Origin of the sequence: Martinezella miluonensis (genome assembly GCF_900094545.1) — a bacterium.
Taxonomy (GTDB): domain Bacteria; phylum Pseudomonadota; class Alphaproteobacteria; order Rhizobiales; family Rhizobiaceae; genus Rhizobium; species Rhizobium miluonense.
Genome location: NZ_FMAH01000059.1, coordinates 14292 through 35128, shown reverse-complemented (window position 1 = coordinate 35128; position 20837 = coordinate 14292). Strand labels below are relative to the sequence as shown.

21 protein-coding genes and 1 tRNA gene are annotated in these 20837 nt (G+C 59.8%); 9 read left to right on the top strand and 13 right to left on the bottom strand.

Annotation, left to right across the window (positions count from 1 at the left end; all coding sequences use genetic code 11):
• Positions 1-6: 6 nt before the first annotated feature.
• A tRNA-Met gene (locus GA0061102_RS29585) sits at positions 7-83 on the top strand.
• A gap of 220 nt (positions 84-303) precedes the next feature.
• On the opposite strand, the gene GA0061102_RS29580 is transcribed toward GA0061102_RS29585, so the two are convergent.
• From GA0061102_RS29580 to GA0061102_RS29565, 4 genes are read right to left on the bottom strand one after another with little or no spacing between them, the layout of a single operon-like run.
• On the bottom strand, positions 304-1362 hold the full coding sequence (locus GA0061102_RS29580) for an ABC transporter ATP-binding protein (protein WP_092855826.1): 1059 nt from the start codon (positions 1360-1362) through the stop codon (positions 304-306).
• 6 nt (positions 1363-1368) lie between these two features.
• Positions 1369-2157 carry an ABC transporter permease gene (locus tag GA0061102_RS29575; protein ID WP_425348577.1) on the bottom strand — a complete coding sequence of 263 codons (789 nt, stop codon included), beginning with the start codon at positions 2155-2157 and terminating at the stop codon, positions 1369-1371.
• A gap of 2 nt (positions 2158-2159) precedes the next feature.
• Positions 2160-2984 carry an ABC transporter permease gene (locus tag GA0061102_RS29570; RefSeq protein ID WP_092855824.1) on the bottom strand — a complete coding sequence of 275 codons (825 nt, stop codon included), beginning with the start codon at positions 2982-2984 and terminating at the stop codon, positions 2160-2162.
• 48 nt (positions 2985-3032) lie between these two features.
• Complete coding sequence (locus tag GA0061102_RS29565) at positions 3033-4070, bottom strand: ABC transporter substrate-binding protein (protein ID WP_092855822.1); 1038 nt, start codon at positions 4068-4070, stop codon at positions 3033-3035.
• A gap of 267 nt (positions 4071-4337) precedes the next feature.
• Between GA0061102_RS29565 and GA0061102_RS29560 the strand changes: the two genes are divergently transcribed.
• From GA0061102_RS29560 to GA0061102_RS29540, 5 genes are all read left to right on the top strand, one after another.
• Complete coding sequence (locus GA0061102_RS29560) at positions 4338-6221, top strand: adenine deaminase (RefSeq protein WP_092855833.1); 1884 nt, start codon at positions 4338-4340, stop codon at positions 6219-6221.
• A 228-nt stretch (positions 6222-6449) separates the two neighbouring features.
• Positions 6450-7295, top strand: a complete 846-nt coding sequence (locus GA0061102_RS29555; RefSeq protein ID WP_245298179.1) for a sugar phosphate isomerase/epimerase family protein — start codon at positions 6450-6452, stop codon at positions 7293-7295.
• Between the two features lie 336 nt (positions 7296-7631).
• On the top strand, positions 7632-8420 hold the full coding sequence (locus GA0061102_RS29550) for an EAL domain-containing protein (RefSeq protein WP_092855819.1): 789 nt from the start codon (positions 7632-7634) through the stop codon (positions 8418-8420).
• Positions 8421-8535: 115 nt separating this feature from the next.
• Entirely contained in the window at positions 8536-9123 is a 588-nt protein-coding gene (locus tag GA0061102_RS29545) for a helix-turn-helix domain-containing protein (protein WP_092855832.1), read from the top strand.
• A 170-nt stretch (positions 9124-9293) separates the two neighbouring features.
• Positions 9294-9746 carry a Ros/MucR family transcriptional regulator gene (locus tag GA0061102_RS29540; RefSeq protein ID WP_280949848.1) on the top strand — a complete coding sequence of 151 codons (453 nt, stop codon included), beginning with the start codon at positions 9294-9296 and terminating at the stop codon, positions 9744-9746.
• A gap of 177 nt (positions 9747-9923) precedes the next feature.
• Here the strand turns inward: GA0061102_RS29540 and GA0061102_RS29535 are convergent, their stop codons facing one another.
• Positions 9924-11531 carry an inorganic phosphate transporter gene (locus GA0061102_RS29535; RefSeq protein ID WP_092855818.1) on the bottom strand — a complete coding sequence of 536 codons (1608 nt, stop codon included), beginning with the start codon at positions 11529-11531 and terminating at the stop codon, positions 9924-9926.
• A gap of 261 nt (positions 11532-11792) precedes the next feature.
• On the opposite strand from GA0061102_RS29535, the gene GA0061102_RS34130 reads away from it, so the two are divergent.
• On the top strand, positions 11793-12113 hold the full coding sequence (locus GA0061102_RS34130; protein ID WP_092855817.1) for a GCG_CRPN prefix-to-repeats domain-containing protein: 321 nt from the start codon (positions 11793-11795) through the stop codon (positions 12111-12113).
• A 53-nt stretch (positions 12114-12166) separates the two neighbouring features.
• Here GA0061102_RS34130 and GA0061102_RS29525 read toward each other — a convergent pair whose 3' ends face one another.
• Genes GA0061102_RS29525 through GA0061102_RS29515 form a run of 3 tightly spaced genes read right to left on the bottom strand, consistent with a single transcriptional unit; the run spans position 12167 to position 13793 of the window.
• Positions 12167-12826 carry a hypothetical protein gene (locus GA0061102_RS29525; protein WP_167668093.1) on the bottom strand — a complete coding sequence of 220 codons (660 nt, stop codon included), beginning with the start codon at positions 12824-12826 and terminating at the stop codon, positions 12167-12169.
• Position 12827: 1 nt separating this feature from the next.
• On the bottom strand, positions 12828-13571 hold the full coding sequence (locus GA0061102_RS29520) for a CbtA family protein (protein ID WP_092855816.1): 744 nt from the start codon (positions 13569-13571) through the stop codon (positions 12828-12830).
• Positions 13572-13583: 12 nt separating this feature from the next.
• Positions 13584-13793, bottom strand: a complete 210-nt coding sequence (locus tag GA0061102_RS29515; RefSeq protein ID WP_092855815.1) for a CbtB domain-containing protein — start codon at positions 13791-13793, stop codon at positions 13584-13586.
• A 322-nt stretch (positions 13794-14115) separates the two neighbouring features.
• Between GA0061102_RS29515 and GA0061102_RS29510 the strand changes: the two genes are divergently transcribed.
• A complete protein-coding gene (locus tag GA0061102_RS29510) occupies positions 14116-14676 on the top strand; it encodes a sugar O-acetyltransferase (RefSeq protein ID WP_092855814.1) in 561 nt (186 codons plus the stop codon).
• A 96-nt stretch (positions 14677-14772) separates the two neighbouring features.
• Entirely contained in the window at positions 14773-15339 is a 567-nt protein-coding gene (locus tag GA0061102_RS29505; protein ID WP_092855813.1) for a histidine phosphatase family protein, read from the top strand.
• A gap of 55 nt (positions 15340-15394) precedes the next feature.
• Here the strand turns inward: GA0061102_RS29505 and GA0061102_RS29500 are convergent, their stop codons facing one another.
• The 5 genes from GA0061102_RS29500 to cyoA all read right to left on the bottom strand — a co-directional run bounded on the left by GA0061102_RS29500 (position 15395) and on the right by cyoA (position 20553).
• Positions 15395-16159 (bottom strand): SURF1 family protein, encoded by a 765-nt coding sequence (locus GA0061102_RS29500; protein WP_092855808.1) that lies wholly within the window; start codon positions 16157-16159, stop codon positions 15395-15397.
• 190 nt (positions 16160-16349) lie between these two features.
• Positions 16350-16754: a cytochrome o ubiquinol oxidase subunit IV gene (cyoD, locus tag GA0061102_RS29495; protein ID WP_092855807.1), complete on the bottom strand. Its 405-nt coding sequence runs from the start codon at positions 16752-16754 to the stop codon at positions 16350-16352.
• A complete protein-coding gene (gene cyoC, locus GA0061102_RS29490; RefSeq protein ID WP_092855805.1) occupies positions 16751-17380 on the bottom strand; it encodes a cytochrome o ubiquinol oxidase subunit III in 630 nt (209 codons plus the stop codon). The genes cyoD and cyoC overlap by 4 nt, the downstream gene beginning before the upstream one ends.
• Positions 17381-17384: 4 nt before the next feature.
• A complete protein-coding gene (gene cyoB / locus GA0061102_RS29485) occupies positions 17385-19388 on the bottom strand; it encodes a cytochrome o ubiquinol oxidase subunit I (protein WP_092855803.1) in 2004 nt (667 codons plus the stop codon).
• Between the two features lie 46 nt (positions 19389-19434).
• A complete protein-coding gene (gene cyoA / locus GA0061102_RS29480) occupies positions 19435-20553 on the bottom strand; it encodes a ubiquinol oxidase subunit II (RefSeq protein WP_092855801.1) in 1119 nt (372 codons plus the stop codon).
• Positions 20554-20837 lie beyond the last annotated feature (284 nt).

Here is a 20837-nt window from a genome sequence, read left to right as displayed (position 1 = left end):
TGGTAACGCGGGGTGGAGCAGCCCGGTAGCTCGTCAGGCTCATAACCTGAAGGCCGCAGGTTCAAATCCTGCCCCCGCAACCAATATCCCATCCCTCATAACAACAATTATCACAGACGCGCGCGCCAAGACCGCAGCCGAAACCAACATCAAAATGCCCGCGTTCTGCGGGCTTTTTTATTTGGTTACGCGTCGAGGATTGAACGACTTCTCAGGCCCAGCAAGGAGGCAAAGCCGACAAAGCACACAATACTGCAAAGCCGGACAACAAAAGCAATCGCCTCTGCCTTGCAATCTTCATGGTCACTTCTCCGGAGCAAGAATGCAGCATTGCTCCGGCAAGGGCACGAGTACGGCCGCACCGCCGGCAGTCATCGGCTCAGACAAAGTGCCGTTGGCGACGATATCGCCGGCGGCCGTTTGGCATTGATATTGATAAGCGCGGCCGAGATAGGTTCGTGTGCCCAAAATAGCCGGCAAGCCGTTGCCATCGTATCGAACCGACAGTCCGTCGGCACGGCAGCCGAGGATGAAACTGTCCGGCAGAGGCCCGAAATCATCCTGCGAAAGCGTGATCTTCGCGCCGCCGGCACCCTCTGCCGTCACCAGGGCGCCCTCGCGCGCGACGGCCCGCAGCGGCAGCAGGTTCTCGAAGCCGACGAAACGCGCGACGAAAGCATTCGCCGGCTTGCGGTAAAGGACTTCGGGCGTATCGAGCTGCATGATCCGGCCGGCATTCATGATGGCGACACGATCCGAGATCGAGAAGGCTTCCTCCTGATCGTGCGTCACGTAGAGCGACGTCGTGCCGTTGGCGCGCTGCAGCTGGCGGATTTCCACGCGCATGTCGACCCTGAGCTTGGCGTCGAGATTGGAAAGCGGCTCGTCGAACATCAGAAGCGGCGGCCCGATGACGAGCGCGCGAGCCAACGCCACGCGTTGTTTCTGGCCGCCCGACAGTGCAGCAGGCAGGCGGTCGCCAAGGCCGGAAAGGCCGACGCGTTCCAACATGGCTGCAGCCTTCCGCTGGCGTTCCTGGGTCGCCATGCGGCGCTGTTTGAGGCCGAAGGCGACGTTTTCAAGCACGGTCAGATGCGGAAACAATGCATAGTTCTGGAACACCAGTCCGATATCCCTAGCATGCGCCGGCAGGGTCGTCAGGTCACGATCGCCCAGCTTGATGGTGCCGCTCGTCGGCTGCAGGAAGCCGGCGACGAGCCTCAGCGTCGTCGTCTTGCCGCAGCCGCTCGAACCGAGCAGCGAGACCAGGTCGCCGGCGCCGACAGAGAGCGAGAGATCCTGCAATACGGTTGTCTTGCCGTAATGAGCGCTGATGGAACTGATGGAGAGCGATACGGTCACGGGTGGCTACTTTGTCAGGAAGGTGAGGCCCAGGGTCGCTTCGACGATCGCCATGACGGCGACGGTCACGAGCATCAGCAGCACGGAGACCGAGGCGATGGTCGGGTCGAAGAACTGCTCCATATGGGCGAGGATCTGGATGGGAAGGGTGGAGATGCCAGGCCCGGTCAGGAAGACCGATACCGAGACATCGTTGATGGAGGTGATGAAGGCGAGAATGAAGGCGGCGATGACGCCGGCGCGGATATTCGGCAGCACCACCGTCAGAAAGGTCTTCAAGGGCGGGCAGCCGAGGCTGATGGCAGCTTCCTCGATCGAGAAGTCGAAGCTCGCGAGGCTGGCGCTGACGACGCGCACCGAATAGGGCAGCACTAGCAGCGCGTGACCGATCAAGAGGCTCGGGAAGATCGGAAGCTGAAGCCCGATGGTGATCGATTTCATCAGCGAAAAGCCGAAGACGATTTCCGGAACGAGGATCGGTAGGACGAAGAGCGTCGAAAGCCAGCGCGGCAGTTCGACCCTGTAGCGGCTGATGGCATAGGCCGCGGGAATGCCGATCAACAGCGAAAGCGCTGTTCCGAGGAAGGCGAGCTCTAAGCTGGTGATTGCCGTCGTGCGGAAGGCCTCGATCTGGAAGATGTTCGAGAACCAGCGCAGAGTCAGGCCCTGTGGCGGAAAGGTCAGATAGGTCGTGTTGCTAAAGGCGGCGCCGATGATGATGGCGAGTGGTGCCAACAGGAAGAGGAAGACGCAGCCCGTGAAAGCGATGAGTGCAGGGTGGATGGATTTTGTCATGATCACACCGCCATCGGGTTCAGCCGCCGCGCGATACGGCTCATGATCGCCACGATCCCGATCGTCACGACCACCATGATGGCGGCAATCGTCGAAGCGCCCACCCAGTCGAAGGTGACCATGGCGCGCTGGTAAAGGAAGGTGCCCATCATCATCTGCTTTTCGCCGCCGAGCAGCTGCGGCGTGGCATAGGAGGTGAAACTGCCGGTGAAGACCAGTACGGCGCCGACGATAAGGCCCGGCGTGGCAAGCGGTAGGATGACCTGCCGGAAGGTCGCGGCCGGTGTCGCGCCGAGGGAGGTCGCAGCCTGAATGAGATCCTGCGGTATGCCCTCGAGCACGCCGACGAGGGTCAGGATCATCAGTGGCACGAAAAGATAGACCATCGCGACGATCACCGAACCCTCGGTATACAGCATCGACAGCGGCTCGCTGATGACACCCATGGAAAGCAGGATGGTGTTGAGAATGCCGTTCTTGCCGAGAATGATCAGCCAGGCGAAGGAGCGCACGACGACGCCAGTCAACAGCGGGAACACGGCGGCGATGATCATTATGCTTTTGGCGCGGCCCGGCATCTGCGCGATCACATAGGCGGCGATGAAGCCGATGATCAGCGAGATTACCGTCGTAATCAGCGCAACCTCGATCGTCCTGAAGAGCACCGTGCGGCGAAAGCCACTGGTAAAGAAGGTGATGTAAGGGGAAAACAGCCCTTTTGGCTCACCGAATGTCGCCGCGATCGTGATGATGACCGGGACGAGTAGGAACAGTGTCACGGCGATGATTGCCGGCGCCGTCAAACCCCATTTTGCAAGATGCTTCATCAGAAGAATTCCGTAAGAGTGCCGCAGGCCGGCTGCGGCACGCCTTTATTACATGCCGAAGATCTCGTTCCAGCGATCGATCCAGTCCGATTGAGCTTCGTTCAGCTTCTGATAATCAATCCGGCTGAGCTTGGCGATCATTTCGGCGCCGTAAGTCCAGAGCTTGGCTTTCTCAGGCGTCAGCACCACCTTGGTCGAGACTGGTGCATCGACGCCCTGCTCGGCTTCGGCTTGCTGCACGTCCTTCGACAGGACGAAGTTGATGAACTGGTGGGCAAGCTCGACGTTTTCGGAGCCCTTGGGGATGTTGACCGTGTTGAGGGTGGCGATATCGCCCTCCTTAAGATCGGCCCAGGCCATTGTGGGAACGGCCGCGCGCATCGATGTCAGAACGAAGTCCTGTGCCAGAGCCACCTTGACCTCGCCCGTCGAGATCAGGTTCACCAGCTCGGAGCCGGTGTTGTAGTTCTTGACGACGTTCGGCTTCAGCGCCTCGATAGCTGCAAAGGCCTTGTCGGCATCTGTGTAAGGATCGACGCCGGCATGTTTGCCGGCTTCAAGCACCGTCAGCGGCCCGGCCGTTGTGGTGATGCCCGGAAGCGAAATGGCACTCTTCAGGTCGGCGCGCCAGAGATCGTTCCAGGAGGTGACCGGCGTGCCGACCTTGGCCGTATCGTAGACGATGCCCACGCGGCCGATCGTGTAAGCCGGGCCGTAATTGCCTTGCGGCGCCTTGGCGATGTCGTAGAGATCGGTGAGGTTCGGGAGCTTGCTGCGGTCGACTTCCTGGAAGAGACCTTGTTGAATGCCGATCTGCGAATAGCTGTCGGTCAGGTAGATGACATCGACACCCTTGCCGCCGCGCAGTTTCAGCTTGTTGAGACGGTCGGCATTGTTGCCGGTTTCGAAAACAACCTCACAGCCGCAGATTTTCTTGAACGGCTCGATGATATTGGCCTGCATCTTCTCGCCGTTATAGCCCCACCATGACACGGTCAGGGTCTTTGCCTGGGCGTAGGCCGGTAGGGCGGCAGTCGCTGCGATAATCGCAAAGCCCGCGACATGGGCAAGAGAGAGGCCCTTCATTATCGATCCTTTAATCCGTGAAATCCTGCAGATGCTTCAAGCTTGGAGGATACTATTTTTCGAGCATAGGCTTTACAAGCCCAACAATTGAGCACGCAGCGGTTTTTCAGGCTCGATATGGACGGATCAGTTATTTTGGCGCGCCGCAGGGCCAGGAATGCAACTCACTGAGATGGTTTGCTTTCCTGAAGGTCGGGTAAGCGGCTTTACACATCAGATCGCCATCTTTACCTTCAGCGGAACGAGTTTCCTGCTGGCATGCCAATCATGACATCTCCCACGACAAACCTTCCCGACGATCTGCTTGTGAATGCGGAAGACGAGGTGTTGATCCGCCAGGATCTGACCCTGACCGCGCTCGGTCGCCGCCCCGCCGCCCGCTCGCTGCGCGTCGGCCGGCTGCTCGACGTGCACAGCCGCACCTGGCTCGAAGATCAGGAGATCGTCATCAAGGGCAGGCGCATCGCCTATGTCGGCCCGGCCGGCAGCTATAAGGGCGAGGTCGGCGAGCGCATTCACGAGCCGCAACTGTCTGCCGTTCCCGGCTTCGGCGAGGCGCACAAGCATATCGAAAGTTCGCATCTGACGCCGGAATGGGAGGCCGCTTTGGTTATGCCGCACGGCGTGACCTGGACCTGCGAAGCGAGCCACGAGTTTTCCAATGTGAACGGCGCCCGCAATCTCGAATTCTGGCTGGAAGCGCGTCGCCGCGGATCGCCGATGAAGATATTCCCACTGCCGGGCTCGGCCGTGCCGCCGACCGCCTATGAATGGGGCGGCGGCCACTTCGGCTATGACGAGCAGAAGGCCTTTCTCAATGAAAGCCTGATGGTCGCCGGCCTCGACGAGGTGATGGATTGGCCTTCGGTCAGTAATCCGGAGAATCCGGCTTACGATCGCCTCTGGGGCATGATTCGCGCTACGTTCGAGCAACGCGGCGTTGTCGAAGGCCATGGCGCCGGCCTACGCGATCTCGCGTCGATCAATGCTTTCGCCGGGGCGGGTCTCGCTTCCGATCACGAAGGCTGGTTCCTCGACGAAATCTGGGAAAAGCTCACGCACGGCCTGTTCATCGAGCTTCGGCCGCATTCCCTGCCAGAGGTCATCCAGGGGCTGATCGACAAGGGCCTATCCGACTGGTCGCAGATTGCATTCGTCACCGACGATCGCAGCGCTTCCGACACATTGAAGATCGGCGCGACCGATCACAATGTCCGGCTTGCGATTGAGAACGGGCTGGCGCCTGAAATCGCTATTCAGTGCGTGACGATCAATCCGGCGCGGCATATGCGGCTCACGCCCTGGGTCGGCTCGATCGCTCCCGGTCGCTTTGCCGATATCGTGCTTCTGGACGATGTGGCGAAGTTGTCGATCGCCAAAGTCTGGGCAGATGGTAAGCCGGCTTCCGAAGGCGGGACCTTCGTCGGTGTCCGCCCCGAAATCGACTGGCCGGATTGGGCGACAAAGACGGTTCGGATCGATAGAATCGTCTCGGCCGAGGATTTTCGCATTGCTGCCCCATTGGAAGCTGCCACCGCAAAGGCGGCGCTATTGCGGCCGTTCCATTGGGCCGACGATTTCATCACGATGGATCTGCCCGTCACCAATGGCGCCGTCCAGCGCGATTCCGACCGCAACGTTACCAAGTTCGCCATCGTCGACCGGTTTTCCGGCGAAGCCAAAGTCGCCCGCATGTTCTGGCTCGGCACCGGGCCGCGCACGCCGGATACCGCGCTTGGCGCCACGCTCGGCCATGACAAGCACAATATCTGGGTCGTCGGTTCTTCCGATGAGGCCATGGCCATGGTCGTCAATGCGCTCAACGAGCAGCAGGGCGGCTGGGTGCTGGTTTCGGGCGGAGAAGTGATCGCTCGCGTCCACTACGAAGTTGGCGGCTTGATGACCGCGAGATCAGCCGAAGAGCTGGATGCCGAAATGCAGAAGCTGTATGAGGCTGGTGCCGGCATCGACTGGATGTATGAGCCGACATTTTCGCCGCGCTGGTGGCCAGGCTTTCCGGAACGCCTCTCCTTTGCGACGCTCACCTGCGCGCCCTGGCGTTGGGTTCTGGTGGCCCCGTCAGAAAGAGCTCCGGAAGGCTTCGTCAATGTCGCGACCGGAGAAACTCATCCCGTCGTCTGGCAGGGATAGCCTTAGGAGCGCCAACGGATATCCGATGGGATGCCGGTTCGGATGGACCAGCTGAGGGCGATTGGCATTCGTTTATCGCGGGCATTCCCGATGGCTCTTGACGATTGAGCCTGGTTCCATAATTATCCATTTGGTTACTTGTGTTGCGCGTCGGTCGCGGAAATTGGGTGGAGCCACTTGCTTCCGAGCTTGCCAGCGGACATTGGAAACCAGGCGGAGGAGGCCGCGGTGACTACCGTTGATAATGATATGCCAAGGATGACGTTGGCATTTTCCACGCTGGGATGTGCGGACCTCGAACTGGACCAAGCCCTTGCCTTGGCAGAGCATCATGGTCTCGACGCTATCGAAATTCGCGCTCTTGGTGGCACGATCGATCTGGCGACTTACTTCACCGAAAGGTTCGGCTCGCCGGCCGCACTTGCCCGTGCGCTAGAAGAGTCCACCGTAAGTGTCTGCGCCTTTAATACCTCGCTGCGCCTTGTCGGCGCGACATCTGAGGCGAAGGAGGAGTTCCTGCGCTATCTGCCTTGGGCGGAGGCGGCCGGTATCCGGTCGCTGCGGGTTTTCGACGGCGGCGGAACGGGCGATGAGAGAGAGTTGGACGAAGCGTTATCAACACTGCGGTGGTGGGACGAAACAGCCACGCGAGAGGGCTTTGCCGCCGAGATGGTCGTCGAGACCCATGATTGTCTGGTAACGTCGGACGCGATCGCTCGCATTCTCAGGGCCGCACCCGATTGCGCGCTGCTCTGGGATACGCATCACACCTGGCGCAAGGGCGGGCAGGATCCTGTCGAAACCTGGAGACAGGTTCGGGGCAATACCCGCCATCTTCATGTGAAGGACAGCATTTCCAAAGCGGGGCCGCGGCTACCATATAGCTATGTACTGCCGGGCAGCGGGGAATTTCCCATGGCGGCGTTGCGTTCCGCTCTTGCTGCCGATGGCTATGCCGGCGTCGTCAGCCTAGAGTGGGAGAAACTGTGGCATGCCGAACTGCCGTCATTGGATCTGGCTCTGCAGGCAGCGCAAGGAAACGGATGGTGGCCTCAAGAATTGGGCGGCGAATGACCGGAAAAGCCTGTTAATACTTTAGTTGAATTGTATATGACAAGAACGCGCAGCGATTGACTTTTGCAATGGGTTACTAGTTACTGTATTAGCAATAAATGAAGGAAGATCGTCGACGGCGTGGCGGCGTCCGGTTGACTATGGTCTTTGCTGCAATATTTCCAGCTCGGTAAAGGGGGGCCCTAATGATTAGGGTTTGAGGTGTCTGGAAGATGGATGAGGCAGATCTAAAGCACCAGAAATTTGACGATTCGGAGCCCATCGCACCGTTTCCAGCCCCCGCTGCTCGCCATCGGCGCTCTGCCCAAGATCTGCTCCCTGACGAGGGGAAGTTTGATGAACGGTAAGGCGAGCCGTAACGACGAAGGCCATAAGGACCTGATCTTAAGGGCGATTGCCGAGGGCGGCCTAGGATTCGCCACCCAATGGGTCCATGACGCCGTGAATATCGAAAGAGTATTTTATGCCGAAAGCCTCGCGCGTGTGACGGAGGCGGATGGAACAGTGCATGCGGCGGGCGCATTTGTCTCGCTCCTCGAGCGGCAGGATCGTTGGTTCGCGCTTGACCTGCACATTCTCGATATGGTGCTGTCAGCTCTTGTCGCGGATGAAACGCTTGTTCTCGGCTGTAATCTATCGGTGTCCGGCCTGTCCCAGCCGGATCGGTTTGCGGATATTTTCAGCCGAATCACCCGTCGGCCGGAGCTCGCTTCCCGGCTGATCGTCGAGGTCACGGAAAGCTACCCGCTTGTCGGCGCCGCCATCGAGCGGGTGAAGATCATCCGCTCGCTCGGCTGTCGCATCGCGATCGATGATTTCGGCTCAGGCTTCGCCACACCGGCATCGCTGCTGCAGGTGACCGCCGATATCGTCAAGATCGATGCAGCGTTCCTGCGGGATAACAGGCGAGGCCGCGATGGACACGATAGCCTCTTCCATCTCGTCGGCTTTGCCTCCTGTTTTGCGCCTTTCGTTGTCGTCGAAGGCATCGAGACTGACGCTCAGCTCGATGCGGCCCGCGCGGCGGGCGCGACCCATGTGCAGGGCTTTCTTTTGTCAAAGCCGGTGTCACTGCCGAAGCTGCGCCGACACAAAGGCAAGATCGGTCTGCAGGGGGGTGCATGAGCCATTCCGCCACTGTTGCGTCGAATAAGGTCGCAACCCCGGTGCCCGATGCAAGAGAGGCAGGCGCGGGCCGTTTGCCGAAACAGCCCGCGTCGCCGGCATGGGTGTCGCGGTGATGCGGCAGCCGCTCTTTGCTTCGGACTATCGGGCGTCCGCCGCGCAGGCGACGCGGGAATTGAAGGTCAAAACGCTGCTGCGCGCCCTGGTGCGCCGGCTGCACGATGCGCTCTCCACCGGCGATAACGCCCTATCAGCCGCATTCTCCGGTGGGGAAGCGCCGCAAATTCTCATTCGTGATGCATCGGCAGAGTTGGTCGGGCGGATTACGATAGATGCCGAAAGCGACCTCTATGTCTTTTGTGAATTGGGGGATGGTGCCACGGACATCGTCATCGCAACGGCCAGCGAGGATAGATTGCTGGAGGAGCTCGTCCTTCATCTTCGGGAAGGGCATCCGGTAGGCCAGGCCGTCGACGCGGCAATCGACATGCTCGTCGGCCAGACCATCGAGGATGTCGAGCGCAAGCTCATTTTGCAGACGCTTCGTCACTGCAAGGGAGATCCGACACACACGGCATTCATGCTCGGCATGCCACTTGCCACTCTCTGCAACAAGCTGTCGGCCTATTTTGCAGAATCAGCCAGCGAGCTGCCGCAGGCTGGGGTGGTCGCGGGGTTTGCGATGGGAGCCTACCGACTTTGATCGCGGCCGCACCTGGTGCGGACGCATTCTGCCCCGGCAACTGTGCAGGGGATTACGCGCCTTGAATATGGCGCAATTTGAAACGGTGAGACATCCGGCAGCGGACGCCCCACTTGATGCAATCGAGCGGGGCGGCGCACGAGGAACCTAAGGAGATCTGGGAAACGATCATGGATTCTTTCAGCGAGAGAAAAATGCCCGCTCGACCGCGGATGCAATCATTGTTCGAAGGCTGCGTGAAAATCGTTTCGGCCTATGTCAGCCACAATACAATACCAGTCGCCAGCCTGCCGAAGCTGATCAAGGACACCTACGAGGCGCTGCACGCCTTGGATGGATTTGCTCCCGCCGTCGAACGGAGTGTTTTGGTGCCGGCCGTGGATTTGAAGAAATCGGTGACGAACGACTACATCGTCTGCCTGGAGGACGGCAAACGCTTCAAAACGCTGAAGCGTCATCTGCGCGTGCATTATGGCCTGACGCCTGAGGAGTATCGGCAAAAATGGGGGCTCGCTCCCAGCTATCCGATGGTCGCACAAAACTACGCAAACCGACGCTCGGAGCTGGCGAAACTTTCCGGCCTCGGTGCCAATGGCAGCCGGAAGGAAACCGTTGGTTCGTGAACCTGACCGAGAAATCCCTTGGGTTCTGAAGAAGGAGGCCGTGCATGTTTCGCCATGCGCAGGCAGCGGCAGCATGTGCCTGTCTCACTCGGTAAAAAAAACGGCGCCCTGCAAGGGGGCGCCGTAAATCTCATGAAATATTGCCGGGCTCAGCCAAAGGCCGATTGAATCCGCCGATCAGAAGACCTGACGAAGTGCGGTGAACAGCACGAAAGCGAGTGCGATGGAAGCCGGCAGCGTCAAGATCCAGGCCATCAGCATGTTGCGCACGGTAGACCATTGCAGCCCCGAACCATTCGCCGCCATGGTGCCGGCGACACCGGAGGACAGGACGTGCGTGGTCGAGACCGGCAGGCCGAGATGGTCGGCAGCACCGATCGTCAGCATGGCAACCACTTCGGCGGCGGCACCTTGGCCATAGGTCAGGTGCGTCTTGCCGATCTTTTCGCCGACAGTTACGACGATACGCTTCCAGCCGACCATGGTGCCGAGGCCCAGTGCCAGTGCGACGGCGACCTTCACCCAGAGCGGAATGAACTTGGTCGTGTGATCGACGGCGGCGTGATAGCTGGTGACGGCCTTCAGGTCGTCGGCGCTCATCGGCAGCAGCTTCTGCTTGTCGATCAGCTTCAGCGATTCACCGATGAGGTAGATGTCGTTGCGGACGTTACTGACGAGCCCGTTCGGCAGCTTCTCGACGCTCGGATAGGCGGCAATCGAGGCGCTCGTTGCGTGAATATAGGCCTGCAGCGCCGGAGTTGTAACATCCGTCCAGGTCTTGCTCTTCACGGCCGCGCTGACGGCAGCCTTCGGATCGGCAGGAGCGGCGACGCCGGGCTTTACATACTTGCCCAGTACCGTCTCGACCTGCACGGAGGCTGCCTTGTAGGCATCGAGATAGTTGATGTCGGGCGTCCGGTTCAGCGCGAAGGCAGTCGGCACGAGACCGATGAGAATAAGCATGATCAGACCCATGCCCTTCTGGCCGTCGTTCGAGCCGTGAGCAAAGCTGACGCCGGTGCAGGTGAAGATCAGCAGACCGCGGATCCACATCGGCGGCGGTGCATTGCCCTTCGGTGCTTCATAAAGTGCCTTGTTGCGGATCAGCACCTTGGCGACCAAAAGCAGTATCGCGGCCGCGCCGAAGCCGATGATCGGCGACAGCAGCAGCGACATGCCGACGCTGCTTGCCTGCGACCAGTCGACACCGCTTGTGGCGGAACCGGCAGGCGCCAGGAACTGGTTGGCCAGACCGACGCCGATGATGGAGCCGACAAGCGTGTGTGAACTCGATGCCGGCAGACCCAGATACCATGTGCCAAGGTTCCATATGATGGCAGCGGTCAACAGGGCGAAGACCATGGCAAGACCGGAGCCGGAGCCGACCTGAAGGATCAGTTCAACGGGCAAAAGCGCCAGAATGCCGAAGGCGACGGCGCCGGAAGAAGTCAGCACGCCGAGAAAGTTGAAGAAGCCGGACCAGATGACGGCGAACTCAGCCGGCAAGGAGCGGGTATAGATCACGGTTGCGACCGCATTGGCCGTATCGTGGAATCCGTTGACGAACTCGAAGCCGAGCGCGATCAACAGGGCAAGACCTAGCAAAATCCACGGAACCGCCGCAGCTTCGGCGAGATCGCTGCCGAGAGCATAGCCGACATAGGCGAGACCGCCGAGGACGATGATGCCGAAGAGCGGCAGGAACCATTTTGCTGAGCCGGAGGCACCATGAATTGGGTGATTGGCGTTGCCACTCTCTAAACTGCTTGAAGCGAGGTCGACCATCTCAAACTCCTTTATGGCAATTGATATTTCTGGTGTAGGCCTCCTTCGTGAAACTCTCGTGACGCGCGAGCGAAGCCGAATATCCCGTGCGCGCCGGCGGTCATGCTTATCCGATTTCTCCGACGGGCAACCTTCGGCCGGTTGCCGGCTTAGAGCCGGTCACGATTTTGCCGTCAAAACGCCTTTTTCGGTTCAGCCGGCGTTCATACCTTCGAGGTTTAAATCCAGCGTGCAAGGGACTTGGATAGAGGACCATCAAAGATGAAATCGACAGTGTTTGCCATCGCTGCGTTGCTCGGCGGATTGGCTGTATCGTCGGCAGAAGCAATGCCCGTTCCTGCTATCGGGACAGCGGCCGGAGTGACAACACCCGGAGCGCCGATTGTGAATGTTGACTATGCCTGCGGCCGCGGCTGGCACCTCACCCGCTGGGGTGAATGCCGCCCGAATCGCTGGGCCCCGCCGCCGCGCCGCTGGGGGTACTACAGACCGCCACCGCCGCCACCATGGGGTTGGCACCATCGCCATCATCGCGATGACTGGCGTGAGGACGGTTGGCGTGGACGCCCGCGCGACTGGTAAGCCAGTTTGACACGTAAGACGAAAACACCGCCGCGTTCAGCGGCGGTGTTTCTTTAAGAGCGGTAGCCGTTGCGCAATGCGCACGCCGCCAGCCATAGGCCGGCCCCGGCCGCCATCAAGGCCGATAGGACCGTCATGAGGCTTTTGCCGTGCACGACGATGTCTGCCGGCCTCGGCCTGACCAGATCGGCCGTATTGAAGCTCTCCCCGCTGAACTTGCAGAGAACGAGCGACAGATTGTTGCGCACGAGGATGGCGTCGATATCGGAAACGAGATCTTCGACCGAAGCCCTGTCGCCATTCATCATCCGCATCTGCAGCAATACGGCCTTGGCTGCCGCGAGATAGGCATGCGAACATTCGTTGAAGGGGCTTTCCTCGTCGTTGACGCTGCCCGGCATGATGCCCCAGAGACAATAGGCTCGCTGGATCTGAGCGAAATTCAGAAGCCGGCGAAAGGTCTCATCGGTGTTCGGCACATCTTCCGCGACCGCGACGATCCGCCTGTAGTAGGGCGCAATAAGAGCCATTTCGCCATGGGTGAGGCTTGGTATCGGAATGCCGGCATGGCTTCCCGATGCCCTGTCGCCATGGGCTGCAAGCACTGTCGGCCAGATGGATAAAACGAGGCAGATGGCGGCGAGCAGCGCGCCGCTTCCGGATCGGCGTTTCCCGCGCACGACGGAGCGCGCGGGAGGCGATGGCTGTATCATTTCAGGCCTGGCGCAGCGCTGCGTTACCGCGGTAGCGCGTCTGCGGCAGCATGCGTTCGGCCCATGCACCGAAGGCAAGCCCGAGCGTAGCCCACAGGATGGCATGCATCCCGAGTGAGGTGATGCGGAAGTGCCAGAGCACCACGGCCGAGAATTGTTCCGGTACTTCGTTGATCGATGGGAGCAGATACTGGATCAGCGCGACGAAGACGATGTAGCCGACGCCGGCAATGATCGCTCCGTTCCAGGATCCATAGCGTGCCGCCAGGCGGCGGCCGAAGCCTACGGCGACGATCATGCCGACGATGGAGGCGACGATCATGATGAAGAACAGTTCGGTTCTGGCGCCGATCGTGTCGGCATTGCCGACCGCCGGCGGATTTGCCGGATACTTGATGTCCGGAACGAGCGAAATCGTCACGAAGGCCGCGACAGCAAGCAGCGCCGCCGTACCGCGCGCGCCGAGCGGGCTGATGCGGCCGTAGACGAAGGCGAAGACCAGCGCGAACAACCCGCCGATCGCCGTCGAGAAGATCATGCTGCCGATGAAGAGGCCGATGCCTGCCTGCGTGGCGCGGCTGACGATTTCCGGTTCCGGCGCTTCGCCTGCCGCTTGCGCGGCCTTTTCTTCAAAGCCGATGGCCCAGTCGACCAGCGGCTCGCCGAAGGTGTGGGCGAAGGCAAAAACGAGAACACCAGCAAGTGCCCCGACGATCATGCCGCGGAGCAAAAGACGTCCAACCATGCGCTTGTCCCCTTAGTGGCAGGGGAAGCCGAGAAGGTGACGGGCGTCATGCACGAACTCGTGCACATAGCTGCCTGACAAGAGGGAGGCTGCGCCTTCCTCTGCGCCGACGAAATAGATCGCCAGCAGCATCAGCAGGCCGGCGAACACGGCCCACGGCAGGATTTGGCCGAGCGGTATCGGCTGCGGTATCGCGGACGGTGCGAAAGCGGTATCAGACATTGTAATCCCTCTTGAAGAAAAGCGCGTTCCATTAGCGGAAGGGTTTTTACGGGAAGGGTCTGGCTCTCGAGGGCGAAGTTTCCGTCATCGATTACAGTGGCGCGACCGCGCCGGGATTTCACCGGCTTCCACACCCGTAAGTACAAGTTTATATCTGCCTGCGAAGATGGTTGTCAATCAAGCGCGTTCGTGGGGTGTACCTCGGCTGAACTCGGGCCGGGTGGATTCCGGCTCGTTCGCTTTGCCGCTATGCTCATCGAATCTCGACGCGATCCCGGCGCACCGAAAAACACGCTCAACTGCAGCTCAAGGAAAACAACGAATGTCGAATGAGAATGGCACCAAGGTCATTCACGGCAGAACGCCGGAATCGGCGGTTATGTTGGCAAACGTCAAGCGAGCAATGGCGCTTACCGCTGCGCTTAACCGCTTGACCTTTGACGATGCAGGCGAGGTTCGAGCCTTGTTCAGCGAACTCATCGGCAAAGAGGTGGACGAGAGCTTTGTCCTGATCCCGCCGTTCTACACTGCCGGCGGGAATGAAATCCGCGTCGGGCATAATGTCTTCGTCAATCAGAACTGCACTTTCTATGACCTTGGTGGATTGGATATCGGCGACGATGTGATGATCGGACCAAACGTGAGCATCATCACGACAGGCCATCCACTTGAACCTTCGCAGCGCCGAGCCATCACAATTGGAAAGCCCATCGTGATTAAAAGAAACGTCTGGATCGCAACCGGCGCAACAATTGTCGGCGGAGTGACTGTGGGCGAAAACTCCGTTGTGGCTGCCGGTTCAGTCGTCACCAAAAACGTTCCTCCGAATAGCCTTGTCGGAGGAAATCCGGCGCGTGTCATCCGCATGATCGGCGACAATTGAAGGAACACCGACAACGGCTCGCGAGCTGAGATTCGAACCGGGACACGACCGAAGCGCGATGCAAAATCGCGCCGACATATGGAGATATGAAGTGTCATGAAAGCGCGCCTGAGCTGGATTTGCCACGGCCCGACGGAGGCCAATCGGAAGGGCTGCTTCCCGGATGACGAACCGCTGGAGGATAAAGCGACGCTTCGAGCTGGGTTCTCCCTCGATCGGCTCGGGACGATCGATCGCATTTGGACGAGCCCGGCTTTGCGGGCACGTCAGACGGCGGCGCTGCTCCGCCTCGACGCCATCCCGGAACCTGCCATGTGCGAATGCGACTATGGCGATTGGCGCGGACGGTCGCTCGCAGAACTTCATGGCAGCGATCCGGACTCTCTCGCCCTATGGATGACCGATCTAGAGGCCGCGCCGCATGGCGGCGAATCCCTGTCGTCGGTCATGCGACGCATCGACGAATGGATGGGACGTCATTTTCAGGAAGCCGGGCATACCGTCGTCGTCACCCATGCCAGTGTCATCCGCGCCGCGATCCTGCATGTGCTGCAGGCGCCGGCTTCGGCATTCTGGACGATCGACGTCGAGCCGTTCGGCCTCGTCGAAATGACAAGCGACGGCCGGCGCTGGCAGCTTCGCTTCCCACAGATGGCGAAATAGTGCTCGGAGCAATTCGAGGAAAAGCGTGGCGAATGCCACAACGCGCTGTACGGCATTAGCGGCCTGCCTTTGCCCGCTGCCGCTCGAAATAGACGAGGAATATCGCAAGGCCGAGCGTCATGACCGCCAGCCCGTACCAGGTGATGGCATAGACAAGATGGCTGTTATGGAAGGTGATCTGCGTGAGCCCCCCCACAGGCAGGTCGCCAGGATTTTTCGTGTCGTCTGCATCGATGAAGTAGGGCGCCACGTTCTGCAGGCTGCGGGCCTCGGCAATGGCCGATACGTCGCGCGAATACCAGCGTTCTTCCGCCGGCACGTTGGAGCGCAGCAGCGTGCCCGTGGGCTCGTTGATCCGCAGCAGGCCTGCAACGGTGGTTTCCGCGCCGATCTGGCCGGCTGGGCGAGTCACTGGATTGCGCTTGTCGGTCGGCACGAAACCGCGATTGATGATGACGAGCGTGCCATCGGCCTGCTTCAATGGCGTCAGCACCCAATAGCCGGGGCCGAGCACCGTCGAGGCGTAGACCTGCGTTTCCTTGTCGTTGAGGAAGGTGCCGCTCGCCTGCACATGCTTGTATTCGGAGCTTTCCGCGGTGACACCAGCCCATTGCGCCGGGCCGGGCGCCGGAACCGCCGGCGCATGCACACGCGCATCGACCCGGGCGATCAGATCCAGCTTCCAGTGCAGACGCTCCACCTGCCAGGTGCCGAGACCTATGAGAAGGGTCGTCAGAAGCAGAAGCAGAAACACCCATATGGCAAGCTCAAATGTCGAGCGCGGCTTGCCGTCAGATGTGTTCGGGGACGTGTCGGTCATGGCGCTGGTCTCCGGGGACGCGCTGCCGCATGATTTCGGGAGGTGTTTAAGTCTCTTCGCTGAAGATCACGCGTGGTCTTGAAAAATTTGGCCGCGAGTTCAGGCATTCTCAGCAATGCGCCGCGCAGCGTCCGGCGGAAATCTCGCGCCGGGGAGGGCGGGCCTTCGGCTGAAGGCCCGCCGCTCGATCTTATGGCATGTTGCGCATCATCTCGGGCGACATGGGCATCATGTTCGCGTTGAGGTGATGCATGACCCAGAGCGAGCCGGACAGCGCGATGATGACGAGGACGATGGTGAAGATCAGTGCCATCATGTTCCAGCCGCCTTCCGAGCGGGTGTTCATGTGCAGGAAGTAGATCATGTGCACGATGATCTGGATCGCGCCGAGGATCATGACGATCGCGCCGGTGACGGCCGGATCGGAGAAGACCTTACCCATGACCAACCAGAAGGGGATGGCCGTCAGAATGACGGAGAGGATGAACCCCGTCATGTAGCTCTTGAAGGTGCCGTGTGCCGCTTCGTGGCCGCCATGGTGGTCATGGCCGTGAGCGTCGCCGGAATGATGCGAATGGTTTGCGTTCGAGCTCATCCGAGAACTCCCATGAGGTAGACGAGAGAAAACACGCCGATCCAGACGACGTCGAGGAAGTGCCAGAACATCGAAAGGCACATCAGGCGACGCTTGTTTTCTACGATCAGGCCGTGCCGGCCGACCTGTACCATCAGCGTGATCAGCCAGACGATACCGGTGGTGACGTGCAGACCGTGCGTGCCGACCAGCGTGAAAAAGGCCGACAGGAAGGCGCTGCGCTGCGGGCCGGCGCCGTCGAGGATCAGGTGATAGAACTCGTAGAGTTCGAAGAAGATGAAGAGCGCGCCGAAGATGCCGGTGATCGTCAGCCACATCAGCGTGCCCGACTTGTTGTCCTTCTCCATCGCCAGCATGGCGAAGCCATAGGTGATGGAGGAGAAGAGCAGCATCGCCGTGTTGACGGCGACGAGCGGCAGCTCGAACAGGTCGGCCGGAGACGGGCCGGCCGCATAGCTGTGGCCGAGCACGGCGAAGGTGGCGAAGAGGACTGCGAAGATCAGGCAGTCGCTCATGATGTAGATCCAGAAGCCCAGCATGGTGCTGCCTTCCGGGTGATGCTCCTCCGTCATGTAGAAGGCGGGTGTTTCGCCATCCATGGGAGCCTTTGCGGTATGGGTCGTCATGGGTTTACACCTGTTCTGCGAGCTGCTTCGTACGCTCGTTCTCGGTCTTAACGACCTCGTCGGCGGGGATGTGGTAGTCGCGCTTGTAATTGAAGGTATGGCCGATCGTAATGACGATCATCGCGACGAAGGTGATGGCGGCGAGCCACCACATGTACCAGATCATCCCGAATGCGAAGCCGATCGAGAGAGCGCCGAGGATGATGCCCGTGCCCGTGTTCTTCGGCATGTGGATCGGAATGAAGCCTTCGGTCGGCCTGACGTAGCCACGGTTCTTCATGTCCCACCACGCGTCATGATCATAGACGATCGGCGTGAAGGCGAAGTTGTAGGCCGGCGGCGGCGACGAGGTGGACCATTCGAGCGTACGGCCGTTCCAGGGGTCGCCGGTGTGGTCGCGAAGCTCTTCGCGCTTCATGAAGCTGACGGCGAGCTGGATGAGGAAGCAGGCGATGCCGATAGCGATCAATCCGGCGCCGAGGGCTGCGATCACGAACCAGATCTGCAGCGACGGATCGTCGAACTGGCTCACGCGGCGGGTGACGCCCATCAGGCCGAGGATGTAGAGCGGCATGAAGGCGAACCAGAAACCGATCTGCCAGAACCAGAAGCTCATCTTGCCCCAGAAAGGATCGAGCTTGAAGCCGAAGGCCTTCGGGAACCAGTAGTTGACACCTGCGAACATGCCGAAGAGCACGCCGCCGATAATCACGTTATGGAAGTGGGCGATCAGGAACAGCGAGTTGTGCAGCACGAAGTCGGCCGGCGGAACCGCGAGCATGACGCCGGTCATGCCGCCGATGGTGAAGGTCACCATGAAGCCGACGGTCCAAAGCATCGGCACTTCGTAGCGGATGCGCCCGTGGTACATCGTAAACAGCCAATTGAATAGCTTCGCACCCGTCGGGATCGAGATGATCATCGTCGTGATTCCGAAGAAGGAATTGACGCTGGCGCCCGAGCCCATCGTGAAGAAGTGGTGCAGCCAGACGAGGTACGAAAGGATCATGATCACGCAAGTGGCGTAAACCATAGAAGCGTAACCGAACAGACGCTTGCCGCAGAAGGTGGCCACGACTTCCGAGAACACGCCGAAGGCCGGCAGGACCAGGATGTAGACTTCCGGGTGACCCCAGATCCAGATGAGGTTGATATACATCATCGGATTGCCGCCGAGGTCATTCGTAAAGAAGTTCGTGCCGGCGTAGCGATCGAGCGTGAGCAGCACGAGCGTGGCGGTCAGGATCGGGAAGCTCGCGACGATCAGGATGTTGGTGCAGAGCGACGTCCAGGTGAAAACCGGCATTTTCATGAAGGTCATGCCGGGCGCCCGCATCTTGACGATGGTGGCGATCAGGTTGATGCCCGAAAGCGTCGTTCCGATACCCGCGACCTGCAGGCCCCAGATGTAATAGTCGACGCCGACATCGGGGCTGTAGGCGATGCCGGAAAGCGGCGGATAGGCCAGCCAGCCGGTCTTGGCGAATTCGCCGATGAAGAGCGAGATCATGACGACAATCGCGCCTGCCGTCGTCATCCAGAACGAGAAGTTGTTGAGGAACGGGAAGGAGACGTCGCGTGCGCCGATCTGCAGCGGCACGACGAGGTTCATCAGGCCGGTGACGAAGGGCATCGCCACAAAGAAGATCATGATAACGCCGTGGGCGGTGAAGATCTGGTCGTAGTGATGCGGCGGCAGGTAGCCCTCGGAACCGTTGAAGGCGAGCGCCTGCTGCAGACGCATCAGCAACGCGTCGGAAAAGCCGCGCAGCAGCATGATCAGCGCCAGCACCACATACATGATGCCGATCTTCTTGTGGTCGATGCTCGTGAACCATTCCTTCCAGAGATAGCCCCAGAGACGGAAATAGGTCAGCAGGCCGAGAAGGGCGATACCGCCGACGGCGACGCCGAGGAACGTCACGACCAGGATAGGTTCGTGATACGGAATGGAGTCGAGCGTCAGCCGGCCGAAGATGAATTTATAGAGGTCCGGGTTGGAAAACATGGATTGCCTCTGTCCTTATAAATGTCTTGTTATTGAGCGCACCGGATCAATGACCCTGATGCTGAGCCGAACCGGTCGACGAATCGGAAGAAGAGCCATTGCCCATATCCATGCCCGGCATCGAGTTGTCTCCATGCTGCATGGTGTGGCCGGCACCGCCTTCAGCCTTGACAGGCGTGATTTCGGCCGAGCTGGTGTTCTGATTGTCGTAGATCAGGCGCTCGCGGTTTTCGTGGCTTTCCTTGCCGGCACCGCCCTTGGCGTCGATATGCATCATCTCGCTCATGCACATCTTGCTCGGATCGGCGCACATGTTGAGGATGGCGTTGTAGAGACCATCGTCGACTGCATTGAAGTAGCGCACAGGTTCGCGTTCGCTCGGCTTGGCAAGCGCCAGATATTCCGGACGGCCGAGCTTCGTGCCCTGGCTCTTGGCCTTCTGAACCCACTGGTCGAAATCGGCCTGGTTCACGCCATGGAATTTGAAGCGCATGTGCGAGAAGCCAGCGCCGCTGTAGTTGGCCGACAGGCCCTGGAATTCGCCCGGATGATTGATGACGGCGTGCAGCTTCGTCTCCATGCCAGGCATGGCGTAGATCTGGCCAGCCAGTGCCGGAATGAAGAAGGAGTTCATGACAGCCGAAGCCGTGATCTTGAAGTTGATCGGGCGGTCGACCGGAGCAGCCATCTCATTGACGGTGGCGATGTCGTATTCCGGATAGAAGAAGAGCCATTTCCAGTCGAGTGCGACCACTTCGACTGTCAGTGGCTTCACGTCGGCACTGAGTGGCTTGCCTGCTGCGATGCGGTCGAGCGGACGGTAGGGGTCAAGCTGATGGGTGCTGATCCAGGTCACTGCGCCGAGCGCGATGATGATGGCAAGCGGAGCGGACCAGATGATCAGCTCCAGACGCGTCGAATGATGCCATTCCGGCTCGTAGGTCGCTTCCTTGTTCGACTGGCGATATTTCCAGGCGAAGTACAGCGTCAGGAAGATCACCGGGATGATGATGATCAGCATCAGCACGACCGAGACGATGATGAGGTCCCGCTGCTGCATGGCGATATCGCCGGAGGGGTCCATCACCACCAAATTGCAGCCTGATAGCAGCAAAAACAATGGGATGACGGATAAACGGCTGAAAATCTTCGATAGTCTTAGCACGTCTTAAAGCTCTTTTTGTTTCGACCCTACCGCGACTAAAGGACGGCGGTCATGAACGATATGAGGTGTTTCGTCGCACCGCAGCAAGCGCGAGTGCAATGCGGTATGGAATGCGGCCCCACCTATCGGGAAAACCCTGCAAAATCCAGAAGGTTTTCCGCCGATCATTCGCTTTTATGTGAGCTAATATATCCGGATCGGAACAAATGACCACGGGTGGTCTTTCCTGATATGCAGGCGGTGCAGCGACAAAGGCCGGAAAGGCCGGCTTTGATGGCTAATTT